This is a genomic window from Cytophaga sp. (assembly GCF_051961495.1).
Classification (GTDB): domain Bacteria; phylum Bacteroidota; class Bacteroidia; order Cytophagales; family Cytophagaceae; genus Cytophaga.
The window spans coordinates 13,146-32,976 of record NZ_JBQCDF010000177.1 but is presented as its reverse complement, the minus strand read 5'-3'; the positions used below and the strand labels follow the sequence as shown (position 1 = coordinate 32,976).

General features: G+C 40.9%; 18 protein-coding genes. 12 read left to right on the top strand and 6 right to left on the bottom strand.

Features of this window, described 5'->3' with window-relative positions; translation table 11 throughout:
- From ACTHJT_RS09405 to ACTHJT_RS09370, 8 genes are all read left to right on the top strand, one after another.
- Positions 1–387, top strand: a 387-nt coding sequence (locus ACTHJT_RS09405; protein ID WP_440237771.1) for a 3-oxoacyl-[acyl-carrier-protein] synthase III C-terminal domain-containing protein, incomplete at its 5' end; no start/stop codon positions are given.
- Positions 380–1,075, top strand: coding sequence for a methyltransferase domain-containing protein (locus ACTHJT_RS09400; protein WP_440237770.1), 696 nt, complete (start codon positions 380–382; stop codon positions 1,073–1,075). The genes ACTHJT_RS09405 and ACTHJT_RS09400, both read left to right, overlap by 8 nt.
- Positions 1,059–2,189, top strand: a complete 1,131-nt coding sequence (locus tag ACTHJT_RS09395) for an NAD(P)/FAD-dependent oxidoreductase (RefSeq protein ID WP_440237769.1) — start codon at positions 1,059–1,061, stop codon at positions 2,187–2,189. Before ACTHJT_RS09400 ends, ACTHJT_RS09395 begins: the two co-directional genes overlap by 17 nt.
- Positions 2,190–2,279: 90 nt before the next feature.
- Positions 2,280–3,125 (top strand): bifunctional helix-turn-helix domain-containing protein/methylated-DNA--[protein]-cysteine S-methyltransferase, encoded by an 846-nt coding sequence (locus tag ACTHJT_RS09390; RefSeq protein ID WP_440237768.1) that lies wholly within the window; start codon positions 2,280–2,282, stop codon positions 3,123–3,125.
- A 30-nt stretch (positions 3,126–3,155) separates the two neighbouring features.
- Entirely contained in the window at positions 3,156–3,809 is a 654-nt protein-coding gene (locus ACTHJT_RS09385; RefSeq protein ID WP_440237767.1) for an alpha-ketoglutarate-dependent dioxygenase AlkB family protein, read from the top strand.
- A gap of 734 nt (positions 3,810–4,543) precedes the next feature.
- Positions 4,544–6,919: a M6 family metalloprotease domain-containing protein gene (locus ACTHJT_RS09380; protein WP_440237766.1), complete on the top strand. Its 2,376-nt coding sequence runs from the start codon at positions 4,544–4,546 to the stop codon at positions 6,917–6,919.
- 234 nt (positions 6,920–7,153) lie between these two features.
- Positions 7,154–8,035: a DnaJ C-terminal domain-containing protein gene (locus tag ACTHJT_RS09375; protein ID WP_440237765.1), complete on the top strand. Its 882-nt coding sequence runs from the start codon at positions 7,154–7,156 to the stop codon at positions 8,033–8,035.
- Complete coding sequence (locus tag ACTHJT_RS09370) at positions 8,032–8,325, top strand: chaperone modulator CbpM (protein WP_440237764.1); 294 nt, start codon at positions 8,032–8,034, stop codon at positions 8,323–8,325. Before ACTHJT_RS09375 ends, ACTHJT_RS09370 begins: the two co-directional genes overlap by 4 nt.
- A gap of 481 nt (positions 8,326–8,806) precedes the next feature.
- Here the strand turns inward: ACTHJT_RS09370 and ACTHJT_RS09365 are convergent, their stop codons facing one another.
- The 5 genes from ACTHJT_RS09365 to ACTHJT_RS09345 form a co-directional block, all read right to left on the bottom strand.
- Positions 8,807–9,442, bottom strand: a complete 636-nt coding sequence (locus tag ACTHJT_RS09365) for a DUF2306 domain-containing protein (RefSeq protein ID WP_440237763.1) — start codon at positions 9,440–9,442, stop codon at positions 8,807–8,809.
- Position 9,443: 1 nt separating this feature from the next.
- On the bottom strand, positions 9,444–10,334 hold the full coding sequence (locus ACTHJT_RS09360; RefSeq protein WP_440237762.1) for a DMT family transporter: 891 nt from the start codon (positions 10,332–10,334) through the stop codon (positions 9,444–9,446).
- A 529-nt stretch (positions 10,335–10,863) separates the two neighbouring features.
- The gene (locus tag ACTHJT_RS09355; protein WP_440237761.1) at positions 10,864–12,849 is read right to left on the bottom strand and encodes an amylo-alpha-1,6-glucosidase; all 1,986 of its coding nucleotides are present in this window, start codon (positions 12,847–12,849) and stop codon (positions 10,864–10,866) included.
- 234 nt (positions 12,850–13,083) lie between these two features.
- Complete coding sequence (locus ACTHJT_RS09350; protein WP_440237760.1) at positions 13,084–14,472, bottom strand: GH1 family beta-glucosidase; 1,389 nt, start codon at positions 14,470–14,472, stop codon at positions 13,084–13,086.
- Positions 14,473–14,478: 6 nt separating this feature from the next.
- On the bottom strand, positions 14,479–15,519 hold the full coding sequence (locus tag ACTHJT_RS09345) for a glycosyltransferase family protein (RefSeq protein WP_440237759.1): 1,041 nt from the start codon (positions 15,517–15,519) through the stop codon (positions 14,479–14,481).
- 337 nt (positions 15,520–15,856) lie between these two features.
- Here ACTHJT_RS09345 and ACTHJT_RS09340 point away from each other — a divergent pair, with 337 nt between their 5' ends.
- Together ACTHJT_RS09340 and ACTHJT_RS09335 are read left to right on the top strand one after the other, a co-directional pair.
- A complete protein-coding gene (locus ACTHJT_RS09340; RefSeq protein ID WP_440237758.1) occupies positions 15,857–16,759 on the top strand; it encodes a UDP-2,3-diacylglucosamine diphosphatase in 903 nt (300 codons plus the stop codon).
- 56 nt (positions 16,760–16,815) lie between these two features.
- Positions 16,816–17,091 carry a hypothetical protein gene (locus ACTHJT_RS09335; protein WP_440237757.1) on the top strand — a complete coding sequence of 92 codons (276 nt, stop codon included), beginning with the start codon at positions 16,816–16,818 and terminating at the stop codon, positions 17,089–17,091.
- Here ACTHJT_RS09335 and ACTHJT_RS09330 read toward each other — a convergent pair.
- Entirely contained in the window at positions 17,078–17,320 is a 243-nt protein-coding gene (locus tag ACTHJT_RS09330) for a T9SS type A sorting domain-containing protein (protein WP_440237756.1), read from the bottom strand. The genes ACTHJT_RS09335 and ACTHJT_RS09330 overlap by 14 nt on opposite strands.
- Positions 17,321–17,523: 203 nt before the next feature.
- Between ACTHJT_RS09330 and ACTHJT_RS09325 the strand changes: the two genes are divergently transcribed.
- Together ACTHJT_RS09325 and ACTHJT_RS09320 are read left to right on the top strand one after the other, a co-directional pair.
- The gene (locus ACTHJT_RS09325; RefSeq protein ID WP_440237755.1) at positions 17,524–18,531 is read left to right on the top strand and encodes a DUF2490 domain-containing protein; all 1,008 of its coding nucleotides are present in this window, start codon (positions 17,524–17,526) and stop codon (positions 18,529–18,531) included.
- Positions 18,532–18,800: 269 nt separating this feature from the next.
- Complete coding sequence (locus tag ACTHJT_RS09320) at positions 18,801–19,829, top strand: PstS family phosphate ABC transporter substrate-binding protein (protein ID WP_440237754.1); 1,029 nt, start codon at positions 18,801–18,803, stop codon at positions 19,827–19,829.
- The last annotated feature ends 2 nt before the right edge of the window (positions 19,830–19,831 follow it).

Genomic DNA, 19,831 nt, shown 5'->3' with positions numbered 1-19,831 from the left:
GGTTATAATGACATGGCCTGGCAGCTATCCGAAACCGGTTTCAGGATGAATCTTACAACGTATGTTTCGGACCTGATCAATGGCAATATTAAAAAAATGCTGGAGGATGTGCATGTGCAGGCCGACACCATCGACTACTGGGCTGTGCACCCGGGCGGCAAAAAAATCATTGATGGTTTTTGTGATGCACTGGGGCTCGGCAGGGATAAACTCTCCGCATCGTATAATGTGTTAAGCGAATATGGCAATATGTCTTCGCCAACGGTATTGTTTGTACTGAAGCAGGTGTTGGAAAATAATAAGCAGATGCAGAAAGGCAAATCAATTTTTACGGCTGCATTCGGACCGGGCCTGAGCATTGAAACCGTTAAACTGGTATATGCTTAAATTCAGAAGTCATACAAAAGAATTATTAGACGGCGACAACATGCCTGCACCGGATTTGTTTCGTAATTTAAAAGAACTTGATACGATTAACACTTTACTGGGCGGGTATAACATCAGCTTGTCGGCATTGAAAACAATTGTACAGGATCAAAAACATTATACGCTGGTTGATATAGGCTGCGGCGGTGGTGATGCGCTGAAATATATTTATAAGTGGAATAAACGTGCCGGGAAAAATATTTCTCTCCTGGGTATTGATATCAAACCGGTATGTATTGAATATGCAGAGCAGAATACCGCAGGGCTGCCGATACGTTATATCTGCGATGATTACAGATGTCTTTACAATTATGAAGAACACGTTGATATCATCCATGCGTGTTTATTCTGCCATCATTTGGATGAAATCCAGCTCATAGAACTGGTTACATTTGCATTGAAGCATAAAGCCATTCTGGTCATCAATGATCTCGAGCGGAACATCATTGCATATCATTCTATAAAACTGCTCACACGATTGTTCTCTAAATCACACCTCGTTAAAAATGATGCACCTTTATCGGTTGCACGGGGATTTAAAAAAAGAGAATGGCTGGATATTCTCGCAAAGGCAGGAGCAGTATATTACACAGTAAAAAATAAATGGGCCTTCCGGCACCAGGTCATTGTATATGGAAACAAGTCCTGAGAACTATTCCTGCGCCGTTATTGGCGGCGGTGTTGCCGGACTGAGTCTTGCCATTCAGCTGGCAGACGCAGGTATTAAAACCATTGTGTTCGAAAAAAATACCTATCCTTTTCATAAAGTCTGTGGCGAATATATTTCCATGGAGAGCTGGAATTTTTTGATTGAATTAGGATTGCCGCTTGCAGAGATGAACTTGCCAATGATCCACGAAGTGGGTATCAGTTCTGAAAAAGGATTTATGCTGCATGCACCGCTGGTGTCAGGTGGTTTCGGGATCAGTCGTTTTACTTTAGACAAAGAGTTGTGCGTGCTTGCAAGACAGAAAGGTGTAACAATACTTGAAAATTGTAAGGTAGAGGACGTGAAGCAACAGTCGGATCGCATCACGCTTATTAAAACCGCACAGGGAACGTACGCTGCGCAGATTGTTTGCGGCAGCTACGGAAAATATACACCTTCATTTGCCCGTAATACGCAGGAGTTGAAGAAGAACATCAATTATATAGGTGTGAAATATCACATCAAAATTAATTTTCCTGACAATAAAATAGAACTGCATAATTTTGAAGGAGGCTACTGCGGCATTTCAAAAGTAGAGGCAGGTGTGTATTGCTTGTGTTACCTGGCAACGTCCGATCAGTTAAAGCTAGCAGGGAACAATATAAAGAAGCTGGAAGAAAAAGTATTACATAAAAATCCATTCTTAAAAAAAATATTTACGGAAGCAGAATTCCTGTTTGAAGAACCTATAGTGATCAGTAATGTTACGTTTCATAAAAAAAGTACGTATGAAAACGGAATTTTTCTGCTGGGCGATGCGGCAGGTTCCATTACACCATTGTGTGGGAATGGCATGAGTATGGGTTTGCGTGCTTCCAACATACTGGCACAGCTGCTTGTCAGCTTTTTTAAGGAAGACGTTTCGAAAGAAGCCTTGATCCATGCCTATGCACTGGCATGGAATGATCAGTTCAAACTGCGTATCCAGGCGGGGTATTATTTACAAAGCCTTTTCGGTAAAAAGAATACAACACATTTGGTATTAAAAGCCTTGAATAAAATGCCCGGAGTGACACAAAAGATCATTGGTCTTACGCACGGAAAATCTTTTTAAAACTTTTTTGCTGCCGTTGATCCAACATAGCAAGTTTCGGATTTTATTATAAATCAGAACACCGTATTTTTGTATGCAAAGATCAATGCTATGAACGAACAGGAACAGGTAAACTACCAGCGTATTGCCGAAGCAATTGAATACATACAGGCGAACTATAAAAATCAGCCCGGACTGGATGAAATCGCAGGAGAGGTTCATGTAAGCCCTTTTCATTTCCAACGTTTATTTACAGAATGGGCCGGCGTGAGTCCAAAAAAATTCCTGCAGTTTATCAGCATCGAACACGCCAAGGAAATACTGAAAAATACAAACGTTTCCTTGTCTGAAGTAGCTGAATCTGCCGGGCTTTCCGGCACCGGCAGACTGCACGATCTGTTTGTTACCATTGAAGGCATGACGCCCGGTGAATATAAGAACGGAGGAAAGGCACTCAGTATTCACTATGATTTTTCACAAACCATTTTCGGAGAAGTACTTGTTGCTTCAACAGCAAAAGGAGTTTGTTACATGGCATTCATCGAATCAAAGGAACAGTCATTAACAGATCTGCAACAGCATTTTCCTAATGCAACGTTTATTCAGACGAATGATGTGTATCAGAAACAGGCGCTGGCAGTTTTCAATCAGGAAAAGAAAGATTTAAACAGAATTAAATTGCATTTGAAAGGAACCGATTTTCAACTTAAAGTCTGGAATGCCTTGCTGAAAATCCCTTCCGGAAATTTAACAACTTACGGCAGCATTGCCGCAGCGATTCAAAAACCGTCTGCATCGAGGGCTGTAGGTACGGCCATCGGTAGTAATCCCATTGCATTTTTAATTCCTTGTCACCGCGTAATACAGGCAAGCGGAAATTTTGGCGGTTATATGTGGGGCCCAACCAGAAAGGCAGCCATTATTGGTTGGGAGGCAGCGAAAGACAGTAAACAGTAAAACAGTAGACAGTTGTTTGAGATATAAATTATGGAGAAGAAAATAGAATTCACAGCGAATCAAACTGACCACTGTCCACTGACAACTGATCACTGTTTACTGTCTGCTGACAACTTGCTCCCGTTTGATGGCATTGTGCACTACTATGGAAAAGTAATGAATCATGATAAAGCTGAGCAGTATTATAATGCCTTGATTGAAACCATTGAATGGAAAAATGACGAAGCTATTATATATGGCAAACACATTATAACCAAACGTAAAGTTGCCTGGTATGGCAACAGTAATTTTTCTTATACTTATTCCAACACAACCAAAGAAGCACTACCCTGGACAAAAGAGCTGCTGGAATTGAAGCAACTTATCGAAGAGCTTTCGGGCGACACATTTAATTCATGTTTATTGAATCTCTATCATAACGGAGATGAAGGAATGGCCTGGCACAGCGACGATGAAAAATCACTGGGCCTGAATACATGCATCGCATCTTTAAGCTTAGGCGCTGAACGGAAATTTTCATTGAAACATAAAGTGTCAAAAGATACTGTTTCGCAATTATTGGAAAACGGAAGCTTATTGATTATGAAAGGTGCAACCCAAACCAACTGGCAACATTGTCTTCCCAAAACAAAAAAGGTTACTACTCCAAGAATCAATTTAACATTCCGGACGATTATTCTGTAAAATTTATAAGGTATAGGGCACTTTGTGGGCTATTTAACTCTCCAAGGGTTAAAACCCCTGGAGAATTTTTGTTAGAGAAAAGAAGCCTGCTTAAACAAAGAACATCTTTAAGGCCTCATTACAGAAAGGGTTTTCTCTGACTTCTGCGGGGTCACATATTTATAGATATAGCAGAATATGAAAAATAAAACACGCGCAATACCGGAGGTATTGCGCGTAGGGACGATATGTGTTTTTTGTAGGCGACATTCTTTAACGTTTTTACAGCAAAAACTTTTATTCGCTGTTTAACTCTCCAAGGGTTTTTAACCCTTGGAGAGTTTTCTGTATAATACATGCTTTGTGCACTAATTTAAGCTTGTGATTTTGTTAGAAAAAACTCTTCAACAAATAATCCCTTCAAGGTTTTCATAACCTTGAAAGGATTATTAGAAGCAAGGCATTCAGTGAAAACCTTTTATTGTATATGCTCTATATGCCTTGCCAATGCTTGTTCATAGCGAAATGATCAAGACATACTTATTAAATGTGCCAACATGTTTAACATATGTTAAACATGCCGGTCACTAATTTTTTCAATACCATTCATCATTCAAATACGACCGTTTACATATTAAGGAAAATTATCCCAAAGGGAATGAATATTTTTGTTCATATACAATCAACAGTTGTATGCATTTGTATTTTATACTTTTTACAACCGTTTAATTTTATAACCTTTAATCTTTTAAACTATGAAAAAGAAATTTTCCGCAATGAATGTCCGGTATGGACTGGCTTCATTTATTTTCATGCTCTTATTGTCGCTTTCGGTGCAGGCGTCTTACATGGAAAATGTACCTGTAAAATTAAAACAACCTGATGGAACAACCTTAAATTGTCTTGCTACCGGAAGTGAATACCACAACTGGTACCACGATGCAAACAATTACACCATCATTAAAAATCCCACAACTGGTTATTATGTGTATGCGACACTGGTTGCAGGAAAATTAACGCCGTCTGCTTTTATTGCCGGCCAGGTAAATCCTGCATCAGTAGGGTTGCAGCCGGGCGTAAACTTATCTGAAGCGGAAGTCGCGGCGAAGACGGCAGCATTGCGTACTAAGCGGGCAGCACCTTTATCGAACAGCCGCGTGTCAGCAGCAGCACCGGTACGCCCGGCAACAGGAGTGTACAACAACCTGGTAATTTTCATCAGCTTCAGCGATCAGGCAGAAATCGCTGTACCGCTTGCTGATGTAAATGCAAAATTTAATGCCATAGGTTCATTGTCTGTAAGGGATTTTTATAAGGAAGTATCTACAAACCAGCTTGACCTGGTGACTACTTTTTATCCGGTATCTACAGGCACGTATCCGGTATCATACCATGATACACACCCGCGCAGCTACTATACAAAAGATGCGCCGGATGGTTATAACAATACAAGCCCGGATGCAACAACACGTGAGCATACACTGTTGGCTAATGCTGTAAATGCAGTGAAGAATCAGGTGCCGGCAAATTTATTGATCGATGGTGACAATGATGGTAATATTGATAACATTGTTTTTGTGATCAATGGATACAACGAAGGCTGGTCTGACTTACTATGGCCGCACCGTTGGGCATTGTTCTCAGAAACTGCAACCATCAATGGCAAACGTGCATGGGATTACAACATTATCTTCTCTGAAGCTTTGGGTGTTGGTGTAATCTGTCACGAATTGTTCCACTCATTTGGGGCGCCGGATTTATACCACTATACAGACTATCCGCACGATCCGGTTGGTGACTGGGATTTGATGGCTAGTGGCGACTGGAATACACCAAGACACATGAGTGTTTACATGAAGGAGCATTATGCAAACTGGACAAGCGCAACTCCTGTGATTACTACACCCGGCAGATATAGCCTTGCTCCGCTATCACGCGCTCCATACTCCGCTTACAGAATCAATCTTCCAAACACTGATCAGTTCCTGATGCTGGAGTACAGAAAAAAAGAAGGTTTCTATGAATCTGCATTAGGCGGACAGGAAGGTTTGATCATTTACAGAGTTAATCCGAACATTTCTGGAAACGCAAACAATGGTCCGGAAGAAGTATACATCTTCAGACCAGACGGCACCAATGATGTAAACGGAAGTCTTTACGAAGCGGCATTTTCTGAAACATACAGCAGAACACGTTTCGATGATTTTTCAAACCCATCCTGTTTCCTTGCTGACGGAACTCCTGGCGGCTTACCTGCTTACTATGGTATCACGAATGTTTCTGTACTCGGTGATGTAATCAGCTTCGATTATCAGGGCGGTGTTAATGGAAACCAACCTCCTGTTGTTGAGATCACAGCTCCGAAAAGCACATCAATCATCACAGCACCGGCATCTATTGTTATTGTTGCGAATGCAAGCGATACAGATGGTACAATTGCAAACGTGGAGTTTTACAATGGCACAACTTTATTAGGATCTGATGCTACAATGCCATATAGCTTCTACTGGCAAAACATTGCATCCGGTACATATACAATAAACGTTAAAGCTATAGATAATGAAGGTGCGGCAACAACGGCTTCTGTAACGATCACTGTACAGCCATCTTCAACAGAAGACATTATCGGCAGCAACTGCGGCAACAATGGTGCTTCTCAAACATTTGTATTGAGCGCAACCAACCGTACAAACGCAACCGGTTATAACTGGTGGTACAATGGTTCTGTACAATCTGTCATTCAGGTTCCTAACCAGCCATACTCTGCAATCCTGACAGACGGGTATTATTTTACCGCCGGACAGGTTTGTGTTGGCGTAAATTACAGCGCTGCCCCATGGTACAAACAGTTCTGTAAAAATATTTCTGTTTGTCCGGGTAATACAAATGCAGTAGAAGAAGTGAAAACAGTTGTTGCACCAAACCCTTCTGCAGATGTATTCAAGGTTACATTAAAAGCGCCGGCATCATCTGTAACGGTTCTGAATTCAAATGGCGCCGTTGTGAAACAACTTTATTATTCAACCGGAACAATTGAATTCGGTTCTGAATTCCTGGATGGTATTTACACCGTATTTATTCAGTATACTGATAATACAACGGAAAATATCCGTCTGGTAAAAATGAAATAGTTGATTAAAATCATTTTTAAAAGTCCTGGTGGGAAACCATCAGGACTTTTTTGTTTATGGATATTTGATTCGAAGCCGTTGTAGGTATTTCCGCCTGCGGAAATCTTTATTTTTAGGGATAAAATGTAATGCGGTCCGCCGCGGCGGCACCAACAACATTCTGCCTACCAGTAAACTTGATTTAATAAAACAAAATGCTGAAATTATATATCATTAAAATTCCGGATTGCATATATGGATTATTACAAGATTCTTGGTATTGATAAAAATGCTACTGAAGCAGATATTAAAAAGGCCTATCGCAAAATGGCGCGCAAGTATCACCCGGACGTAAACCCCAATGATAAAGCCGCTGAACAGAAATTCAAGGAGGTTAATGAAGCAAACGAAGTATTGAGTAACCCGGAAAACCGGAAGAAATACGATGCCTATGGTGATAACTGGAAACAGGGCGATGCCTATGCAAATGCCGGGCAGCAACGCTACCAGCGTCCGCCGAATCAATCGGCCGGAAGTAATCCGTTTGAAGGCGATTATTCAGATTTTTTTGAATCGATGTTTGGCAGCGGTGGCGCACGCGGCGGGCGTAGCAGCGTGAAGTTTAAAGGGGCTGACCTGTATGCAGAACTTAATCTGGATATTAAAGAAGTATATCATACACATAAACGTGAATTGAACGTTAATGGAAAAAACATCCGGATCACTATTCCTGCAGGGATCAAAGACGGACAAACCATCCGGATTCCCGGGTATGGTGGCGATGGACTCAATGGCGGACCGAAGGGCGACCTGCAGATTGAGATCTTTGTACAGAATACGACGAAATTCAAAATAGATAACAACGATCTGCACCAGACAGTAGATTTGGATTTGTATAAGGCTGTACTGGGCGGCGAGCTGATTGTTGATACATTTGATGGCAAAGCAAAATTAAAAGTAGCAGCAGAAACCCAAAATGGCACAAAGGTTAAACTGAAAGGCAAGGGATTACCTGTATATAAAAAGGAGGGTGAGTTTGGCGATTTATACATCACCTACAACATTACCCTACCGAAGAATCTTACAGAAAAAGAAAAGGAATTATTCACGGAACTCTCTAAACTCAGGAACGCATGAATACTGAAAACTTTATTCCGGTACAAACCATCTGCACCTGTTACCAGGTAGAGGTTGCTTTTTTAAACGGGCTGAATGAAATCGGTTTGGTAGAAATAAATATTATTGAAAATGCTGCGTATATCCATCAGGATCAGATCCGTGCTGTTGAAAAAATGATCCGCCTCCATAACGACCTGGATGTGAATATTGAAGGCATTGATGTGGTATTTAATTTATTGAATAAGTTGCATGCCATGCAGGATGAACTTACATCCGTACAGAGAAGATTGCGCATGTACGAAGGCTAATAACAACCTCTTTGTTTTCTACACGTAGAACGATTCGTGCTTATACTAAACATGACTATGAATTGGGTAGATTACATCATTACACTTTCAAAAGGAATTTTAGAAGCGCCGATCAGGCTGCATATGAAAAAATTTGTGCAGATACATTCGTAGCCATGAAGAATTATTTTGCAGCATTGCTTCCCCGATGGATTGCATTGGATTTTATTAGTTGACTCATAAATTTGCTTAAAGATAAAAATTAAAATATATCCAATTTAATCCTGTAAATATGATCATTGTTCTTTTCTTCATAGGAATTGTCGTAACGATATTAAGTTCTTTATATATTTCCTGGAAAGCGTACCGGATATTAAATAGTGGAAAAAATAAATTTGCCGGGCTGCTTTCTTTTATACTATTTTTTGTGAGCCTTTTTGGTATAGGTATTATTATATTGTTTGTCTGGGCTGAATTAACGGGCGGGTTCAGCAGGAGATAATCATTTTTTATTTTTCAGTCGGATATAATATTCGGCAAGAAGCAAGTTGGGTACAAACCCAAGCCATGCATTGATCATATAAAGAGACTCCGGATCAATACTTGTTGTCGCAGTTAAAATCAGTTTCCATGTGCGAAGTGTAATAGCAGAAAATGTAAGTGCATAACTGCGGATCATATTGTTTTCATGGCTCCTGATATTTTTGTTTTTAATATCAAGAAAGGCTTTTAGCGTAAACCAAAACCAAAGGCAATCCAATATCAAAAATGCAGCTTTGGTTGGCAGCATACCATTCGCATAGTATGCCATGATTAGAGCTGCAGGAAAATTGATCACAAGTATATTGAATACATATACTTTTCCGATGAATCTATGTACACGGGGGAACTCTTTTTGTATTGATCGGGGAAATTGTGTAAACCCGGCGATCAAACAAAAAATACTTGTAAAGACATGTATGTAGAATGCAATTTTCCAGCTTGTGATGTGCAGATAGCCTTGTTTGTATTGAAGGAAAGCAACTTGTTCGTCAAAGCTGGAATATTGAATAATGATAGATGCCATTAAAGATGTTGCGATACAAAGCAATGTATAAACAAGAATCGTTTTTAATAGATCAAAAAGTAGTGCTGGCATGCTACACCTTTTTCCTGTTAATCATATACACTGCCGCTATACCCAATATGCCGCCGATAATGGTATGCAGGTGCAGTACTTCACCGAGGAACAACCAGGAAGACAAAGCCGCGGATACAGGTACCAGAAAAATAAAACTGCTTGCTTTCTCCGGACCTAAGGTAGTGGTTGCATAAAAATAATAGGTCGTAGCAAGAGAGGTTGCAAAAACGGCACTGAAGATAATGTTCCACCAGAAATATTGATCTGCTGTTTGCAGCGTTGTGTTGAGATCTGTATAATCAACCAACGGAAGCATGATGAGAATCGTCGCCAGATACATCCATAAGCTAAAGCCCATGGAAGATCCGTAATTATAAGCTTTTGAAGTAATGCGACTCATGACTGCCCATACAAATGCAGCCAAAAGAAAATATAAATTACCCGAGTCAAATAACTCATTCAGGTTTCCCCAGATTTTTAACAATGTAGCTCCTGCAAGCAATCCGATAAATAAACCAATGGCTTCATTACGCGTCGGACGTTTTTTATTCAGGATCAAGCCGATGCCGTATGCCATGATCGGATTCATTGTAGTTACCAATACACCGCCGGCGCCAGCCAAACCATTTTTTAATCCATAGAAAAATAAAAATGTATACAGGGAAAGCAATAGACTTGCAGCAAGTAATGGAAGGAATCCTTTCCTGGAAATAACCATGCTTGCTTTCATGAAAAAGAAGATTGGCAGAAAGCTTATAAATACAACACTGTAACGGATCAGCACAATGGTAACGGATGCGCCATAAGCAGCCGCTACTTTACCAGAAGGCCAGCTTAAACCCCACATGAACATGCTGAATACAAAGCCTATGAGTAAGAGCGTTTCGGATTTATGCTTTTGAGTGGTCAAGGGAACAAGGATTGGGTATACGGTTATCTAAAAATACAATTTTATTTTTCAATCTGTTTTGATTCTAGGCGGAATTTTATTTTTCATGGTCTGTGGCTCCGCCGCGGTGGAGATACATTTATTATATTGTGCGACCCCACTGGGGTCGGTTGTGAATGTTCTATTCTTCTTCTTCTATAAACCTTTGACTCCTTCGGAATCATTTCTAATAATCATCCGCTTAAATTCTTTTAATAAAAATATTAATTAGCGAGTGCTGAATAAAAATTAAGGAAACTGAATAATGCGTACTGACTCCGGAGGAGTCAAAGGTTTATAGAAAGCGAGCTTTTAAAGCTATCGACCCCAGCGGGGTCGAACAATAGCATGGGCGATTTTACTTAGGCATAGTAAAAGTAGTTGATCGAAAGACCAACCACGGTAAAAACAGACCACGGTGAATGCGTTCACAGTGATTGCACAAGCAAAAAAGTCCCGCTCATGAAGCGGGACCTTTTTATCTTAAAACATATTACGTAAAACGTAGAACTTACAGATGGTATTCTTCAATCACGCGTAAAACTTCCGCTACGCCCCAGGCCTGTGCCACACAGCCGCGCGGATGATGGGGGGCATCACCGTCGAAGATCTCAGAGATACTGCCGATGCAGCTTTCTTCCAGATGATATGCGAAATTATAAATCACCGTTTGGCTTAAACGGTATGCATGGTCGCCGCTTACTTTCATCATCACGTCTACATACGGTCCCAACAGCCAGCTCCACACAGTACCCTGGTGGTAAGAAGCATCACGTCTTTTCCAGTCACCCTGGTATACGCCGTAATAGTGGTGGTCATGCGGACTCAAGCTGCGAAGGCCTACCGGGGTATACAAGTGTTCTTCCACACAGTTGAAAACCGCCTGCGCTTTTTCGCCTTCAAGCAATTGGAACGGTAAGCTGATTGCAAACAACTGGTTCGGACGGATGGAATTATTCGGCTGGTTATGTTCATCAATCAAATCATACAGGTAATTACCATCCTGATTCCAGAAACGATTCAGGAATGTTTCTTTCACTTTATGCGCTGCTTCTTCGATCGATGCAGCATCTTGTGATTGATAGTTGGCATCCAGCAGGTGCGCAAATATTTTCAGTGTGTTGTACCACAATGCCTGTATTTCAACGGGCTTGCCCATACGTGGTGTTACCACCCAGTCGCCAACCTTTGCATCCATCCAGGTGAGCTGCTGTCCGGCTTCACCTGCATATAACAAGCCATCTTCATCTACTTTAATATTATAAAGCGTGCCTTTGAAATGGTAGTCAACAATATCTTTTAAAACAGGAAGTATTTCATTCAATACAAAATTTCTGTCCTGTGTAGTCTGCAGGTATCTGTATACGGCTACAAAGAACCAAAGTGTACCGTCAACGTTATTATATTCCGGCGCCTCGTCCCCGTCTTTAAAGCGGTTTGGCAGCATACCGTTCTGCACGCTTTCAGCAAAAGCTTTTAAAATTCTTCTTGCATCATCAAACTTGCCGGTTGTTAAACACAAACCAGGCAATGCGATCATGGTGTCCCGGCCCCAGTCGGTAAACCAGTGGTAGCCGGCAATCACGGTCTTTAAAGATTCAGATCGCTGCACCACAAACTGGTTGGCAGATAATGTTAGTTGTTCAACGGTTGAATTAAGATTTCTGCCGTTCAATAGAGAAACTCGGCGTTGTCTTTCCTGTTCGTACAGGTCAAACGCGTTTCTTCCTGTCGGGTCAGTTGTTGAAAGAATCACACCGAAAGAATCTCCGGCATTTACTGTTAATGAGAAAGTCCCGTGGTTGAAAAGGTCCTCTTCGCATTCCAGTCCTCTGTAGCGCTCGATCGCGTAATCAAAATGGTAGAACCAGTTCGGATCTTTGCGTAAAGAAGCATTTGGGATAGAAATAAAAATTTCAGAAGAAGTAGCATACGGTTGTGTTTTGAATACACCGTTTTCAAACGTGCAGGTCTGGTCAAATGTATCGTTTGCTTTATGCAGCGAATGATAATCCCTTCCTGAAATAAGAGGCAGTAATTTAAATGTGAAAGCCGAAGGAGCCTGCAGCACGTTGTAAATAACTACGGTTGTATTTTCTTCGTGCATCATAACAACCGTCTTTCGGATCACTATGCCATTGACTTCAAAGGTAAATTCAGGAAAAAACTCTTTTTTGAATTCAGAAATATGAATAAAACCCTGCGGGGAAATAGCGTCTCTGTATTTATTTGTATTCAGGTGAAGCCATTCATCATTCAGAACAATGATCTCATCCAGTTTATTTACCAATACCATACGTTCGGTTGGCGGTTTGGTCGCTGCAACCAGAAGTCCATGGTACCTGCGTGTATTACAACCGCTTAATGTACTGCCGGCCCATCCGCCAAGTCCGTTTGTTTCAAGCCACTCTGAGCCTTCCCAGAGTTTACCTGATGACGAACCATAGAACAGTTTGTGAACATCTGTCTGAATTGCAGTTTTATCTAATCGCAACATATTATAAAGAATACTGAATGGTGGGCAAATAAATACATTACAAGGGGTAAAATGCGCCTAAAGAAATAGCCTTAAATTCTAAAACACATCTTTACGAAGGTAAACTATATTTTAGATAAAACTATACACTTCAAAGCGAAAAAAGCTGATTTTGATAAAAATCAGCGGGCTTTATTAACATTGGTAAAGATGCAATAAAAGGAAATCAGCTAATAGCCAGAGCATAGAAAACGGTTATTGATTGATGAAATCACCATACCATAAGCCAGACTCTTTAATGATTCGTTTTTGTGTATTGAAGTCTGTATAAATTAAACCGAAACGCGGGTGATAGCCTTCTGCCCATTCAAAATTATCGGTCCATGTCCACACAAAATAACCTTCTACTTTAGCGCCTTCCTGCTTGGCCCGCAGTACCTGTTCAATATGCTCCTGCAGATAAGTAGTACGCATATGATCGGTGATCAGCGTATCGTGGTGTTTGTCTTCAAATGCAGCGCCGTTTTCGGTGATCAGAATTTTTTTAATACCCGGATACGCATCAAATTTTTTGATCATCTGGTAGATGGATTCCGGATATACTTCCCAATTCATTAAGGTATGCGGAACTTTTCGTTTGGGAGCAGAAATCAGCCGGGCATTGAGATACGGTGTGAACCAGGAATGTTTTACAAACTCGCGCGTATAATTCTGAATGCCGATGAAATCAAAATCATACTTCATTTTATATTCATCGCCTTGCAGGATGTACTGCGTGATATTTTGTAAAGGCTTGAGTGTTTCTACCGGATAGCCCATGCCCAGCACCGGTTCTATGAACATCCTGTTCAGTAGCGCGTCTACTTTGAATGCAGCCACATGATCTTTTTCAAGATTGCGGTAAGGTTCAATGTGCGAGCAGGAAAAGGTTGTACCCACTTCCGCATCCGGATCAATCGCTTTAATAGCGCGCGCGCCTTCACACATACTTAATACGGCGTGGTGTATGGCAGGTAAAAAGTTTTTCATGCCACGTTTGCCCGGCGCATGCAGGCCCAGGAAATATCCGGCGCCGACGAATACCATCGGTTCGTTCATCACCATCCAGTGCTTTACACGGTCGCTAAAATGTTTAACGCATACAGTGACATAATCGGTAAACCAGCCTACAACCTGCCGGTTGGTCCAGCCGCCTTTGTTTTCCAGTGCTTGCGGTAAATCCCAATGATAAAGTGTTACCCAGGGTGTGATACCATAATGCAGACAGCGGTCGATCAAGCGATCATAAAAGCCCAGCCCGGCGGCATTGACTTCTCCTGTACCGGCAGGCATAACGCGGGGCCAGGAAATGGAAAACCTGAAATTATTTATTCCGAGCGATTTCATCAGCAACAGATCATCTTCATAGCGGGAATAAAAATCGCAGGCGATATTCGCGTTTTTCCTGTCCTTTATTTTATTTTTCTGCTCGTTGGTAAAGGTATCCCAGATGGAAGGCCCCTTGCCATCTGTATTGTAGGCCCCTTCTGTCTGATAGGCAGAAGCTGACACGCCCCAGATGAAATCGGCATTCAATTGTTTTTTATAAGCGCGCAGCTGTTGCTGGTTGATATGCAATTCCGGGGCTGATTCAGAAAGAAGCATGATTACCTATTTAAGTTCTTTTTCCCATTTTTTGGCGATCGCAAATCCATCGTTTTCCTGAGGAAGGAATTTGGCCAGCAGCTGGTCGATGATACGTTCGGTTATATCCGGATAATCAACTTCGATACGGGTATCGCTTGCCAGCCAGGCTTCGATGATTGACGTATGTTTCTTTTTCAGACTTTTGATCACAGGGACACCAAGCTTCTTCAGGGCAGCGGCATTGCAATGCTGTTCGTATTGGCCTTTCATCGGCACGACAAGTAATTTCTTACCCATGAATAACGCCTCGGCGGGCGTTTCAAAACCAGCGCCGCAAATCACGCCGGTTGATGATGCCATGCTTTTTACAAACAATTCATTCTGAATAGGTACGATACGAACGTTTTTCTCAATCACTGGTTTTTTATTGTGTTTGGAAAAAACTTCCCACTGAACATTTTCAAAACGTAGCAAGGTTTTCAAAATACGCTCGTCGTCGTACGCAGGAAGATACACGGTATAGTGACCGAGATCCCTGATCTCTGCCGAGCGGATCTGCTGGCGGATCACAGGCGTAAAAATATTTTTTCCGTAACGTTCAAAATGGAAACCGAACTGATCGGTGGTAGGAGCGTAATAACGCAGCACCATTTGTCCGATCGGATCAAACTTACTTGGTTTCGGGGATTTGGATGATATAACAGCTGCCTGGTGGCTCAGGGAAATGCAGGGCTTGTTGGCTGCATAGCATGCCCAGGCGCTTACCGGTTCAAAATCATTAATTACCAGATCATATTCTTCTATCGGCAATTCTTTGATTTCGTTATATAATCTTTTTGATTTTAATTTTACAAAGGTGTTGTACATGTCCACTCCACCAGACTTTCCGAAAATAAAACTCAGGCCTTTGAATTGATATCTTACCGGGAAGGGCAGCGACAGATCGCCTTGTACTCCGCTTACTAACACATCAACTTCACCTTTCTTCCGGAGTATAGGCACAATATCCATCGACCGGCTTAAATGGCCGTTGCCGGTGCCTTGTATGGCATACAATATTTTCATTATTTGTTTTTAGAGCGTTGCAGAAGGTCTCACACAAAAGGGAGAATAAAATTCTACCCATCTGCTGATCAGGTAATTTTCAATCAGCTGATGAAAATACGCGAGGAGTTTTTTAGACAGTTTCAACATAGCATTAATCGTTTCGTTGACAGTATAAAAATACAGGTAAGGTATATACTCTGTGTTATCCCAGCATTATGATATTGTTACCCGCCTGTGCGTTTGGTAACAATATCATAACAAAAGCCTAATGGCCAACTTACACGAAAGTTGTTTTTTTGTAAGGCTTGTAAAAAGTGATGGCCGGCTCTATTTACATTTACTAAACACGCACATCATGAAAACTCACTACAGAACAATAGTGCTTTCAGATATTCACCTGGGAACTTCGGGATCGAAGGCAAAAGAGGTGTCTAATTTTTTAAAGAACCACACTTGTGACACCTTACTTTTAAACGGTGATATTATTGATGGCTGGCAGCTGCAGAAATACGGAAAATGGAAAAAATCGCATACACGTTTTTTCAGAAGAGTTATTAAAATGACCGAACAGCATAAAACAAAAGTATACTATTTGAGAGGGAATCACGATGATTTTTTAGATACTGTTTTGCCACTTTCTTTTGGGAATATTCATATCGATAGAGAGTACATACATGTTGGTGCAACAGGTAAATCGTATTATGTGGTGCACGGGGATGTGTTTGATACCGTTACTACAAAACTGAAGTGGATCGCCAAACTTGGCGATGTAGGCTATACATTCTTATTGTGGATCAACAAACATTACAACAACTATCGTGTTAAGCGCGGATTGCCCTATTACTCGTTGTCACAGGTAGTGAAGCAGAAAGTAAAATCGGCTGTATCTTATATTTCTGATTTTGAAATGGAACTTGCTGAACTGGCACGTTCGAGAAAATGTGATGGTGTGATCTGCGGGCACATTCATCAGCCTGCAATCAAAGAATATAATGGTGTAGAATACCTGAATTCCGGCGACTGGGTTGAAACCCTTTCGGCATTGGTTGAAACGATTCACGGCGACTGGAAACTCATCTATTACAACCAGGCGTTTGATGAAGACCGCGACACAACTGAAGATGCAGATGATCCATTGTTTGTGTTTGAAAACATGGCGCGTCTTTCTAATAAAGATGTAACCATTTATAAACCGCGCTACGCGGCATTTGATGATGTAAAAGCTTCCCCGGCATTGAACATTAAAAAGAACATATGAGTATGCAGCAGGCTGAGATAAAAAACAAACTGAAAGACATTATAAAGAAACAAACAATGAAAAGGCCCCACATTGCTTTGAACATAACGCTTTATAATGGCAACATCAAGCTGTCTTCATTCCGTTTATATGAATTTGATGAAGCAAAAAATCAAATTAAGGGCATGACCATGCTGGAAGAATACACCTATATGAAAGAGGAGCGTGAACCTGTATTCGCGTATTTTAATTTATCTGAAATTGCCCACCTGCAAAGAGCAAACTACGATTATGTTTTCCCCAATGAATCCAGATTTGTGGCTGTAATGAATGATCCTATCAGTACAATGTAAAACGCTCTTCTTTCAGTTTTTCATTCAGATAAGAAATCGTTATCCGGTAAGTTCCCTTTGCAAGATCCGAAACATTAATCACCAGATTGTTTTCACCTTTTTTCAGTTCTTCCCAAAGGGATAATTTTTTTTCTCCTAAAATGTTGTAAACCTTAATATTGACAAGCTGTATGTCGTTGGCAAATAGCTGAAGATCTATAAAGTGGCCGGTTGAAGTAATCAATGACATAATTAAAAAACGGTTAATTTTTATTCAGGGGCAAATGTATATAAGTTGTATTATCTTAAAATTACCGCCTTATTAATTGTCTATGAATTGTTTATGTAAGGAATCATGCATAATACGATACGTCTTAACAATTTGGTAACATTGGAGTGATGTTGAGGTAATAATAGGAGTGTTGCTTTGCACCCGAATAGCTCGTATTAAAAATGAAAAAACTTATTGTAGCAGTAGCACTGACTATTGCAGGAATGCTGTGCGCCCATGCACAAACAACTCCATCGCAAAATTTTGCGGCCCACCCGAGAGCCTATACCCATAGGAATTCTTTCTGGACAGAATACAACATAAACGGTTCTATTGATTCATTGCAGAGATGGCAGTATCAGATTGATTATCAATACCGCAGAATGGCAGATGCCAGTTACATTGAAGGTGGTAACCACGGAAATATTTTCAAAAACCCATACCAGCAAGTATTAAGACCCTGGATCCACTATTGGGTAATTCCTAAAAAACTTCGTTTTTCTTTATCCCCTATTGGCTATTGGATCACATGGACACCACCCCAGGAAGGGAGTGTTTACAAAGTAGATGGAAAAGATCAGGGGCAAGCTGTTTATCCTGAATTCCGGATCTGTCCGCAGATAACAGTAAACAGCCAGCTCGGTCGTTTATTATTCTCAAACCGTTACAGATACGAATTCAGATACATTGGCAACAGAAGCCAGTCAACGTATTTTATGGAAGATTTAGGCCAGGGCTACAGCTTCTATCCAAACAACATTGGTTCTGGGAACGGCAGCAGCCACCAGGGAAGATTCCGTTGGCAGATCCGCGCTCAGTTATTGCTGAACAGCGCTAAAATGCAGAAAAACACAATTTATCTGAATGCATGGAACGAATTGTTCATCGCCATGGGTAAGAGCATTGAAGTAAACAAAATGCTGAACCAGAACAGAACGGTGGCATTGGTTGGCTGGAAATTGCCAACACAATATCCGATCCGTGTGGAAGCAGGTATCACTTACCAGGTGAACTTCTTATATAATATTGATCAGGTGCCTACACAGCCAACAGTTTCTTATGGAAAGAGAAACGTGGAAGCGAACACGGCCTACACAATCTATGTGATCTTTGATGAATTCCATACCTTATTTAAGAAAAACGGAAGGAAGCCTCAGGACGAACCGAAATTCCCGCATCCGGAAAAATAAAAACATAAAAAGAAATGCTACCAGACAGAGTTTGGTAGCATTTCTTATTTCAAATCCCCCGCATTCAACCAGTCGTTTTGTTCAGTAAGAGAAACACCTAGCTATAACAAAATGAGGCGTTTTATTCGTTTCCGGCCTCCATTCAACGATTAAAACACCAACTTTACAATTAAATAATATTTAAAGTAAAATATAGTACTTAACTTGCGCCCGTTCTATGGGTTAGGTACATTCATGTTCCGTGTATCACCAATTCTATTATTCATAAAATGAAAAAAATCGTCTTTATCGTATTTGCTTCCAGCATGTTATTTGCTTGCGGCAGCAAAAATCAGAAGTCTGAAGGTACAGATTCTACAGCAAGTGAAGCAGCTATCAAAGTAGATGGTTCTTCTACAGTTTATCCTATTTCTGAAGCGGTTTCAGAAGAGTTTGAAATTGAAAACCCTTCTGTAAAAATAACAGCAAACGCATCCGGTACAGGCGCTGGTTTCAAAAAGTTCATCCGTAATGAGATTGATGTTACAGGAGCTTCCAGACCGATTAAAGCAACGGAAGATGCAGATTGCGCAAAAAACAATATTCAGTACCTTGAAATTCCGATCGCATACGATGGTTTGGCAGTGGTAGTAAGCAAGGAAAATACCTGGGTAGACCACCTGACTGTTGAAGAATTAAAGAAAATCTGGGAACCGGCTGCTAAAGGCACAATCACCCACTGGGATCAGGTACGTGCTGGCTGGCCGCATGAAAAAATAAACTTATACGGTGCCGGCACAGAGTCTGGTACATTTGATTATTTCACAGAAGCTATTGTAGGTGAAGCAAGATCCTGTAGAACAGACTATACAGCAAGCGAAGATGATAATGGTTTGGTAAGCGGGGTATCCGGCGATAAATATTCTTTGGGTTACTTTGGTTATGCGTACTACTTTGAAAACCAGGATAAACTGAAACTGGTTGCTTTGGATGATAAAAATGATGCAAATGGTAAAGGTGCTATTGCTCCTTCTAAAGAAACGATTGAAAACGGTACATACCAGCCATTATCCAGACCATTGTTGATTTATATAAACAAAACTTCGGCTGCAAGACCGGAAGTTACAAAATATGTGAATTTCTACATTGACAACGCAGCAACATTGGTTCCTGAAACAGGTTATGTAGCATTATCTCCGGAAGCATATAAATTAGTAAAAGCTCGTTTCACGGCTGGTACAACTGGATCTCTTTTCTTAACTTTGAAGTCTACTGTTGGAGTTAAATTAGAAGAAATATTACAATCTACTCTGCATTGATT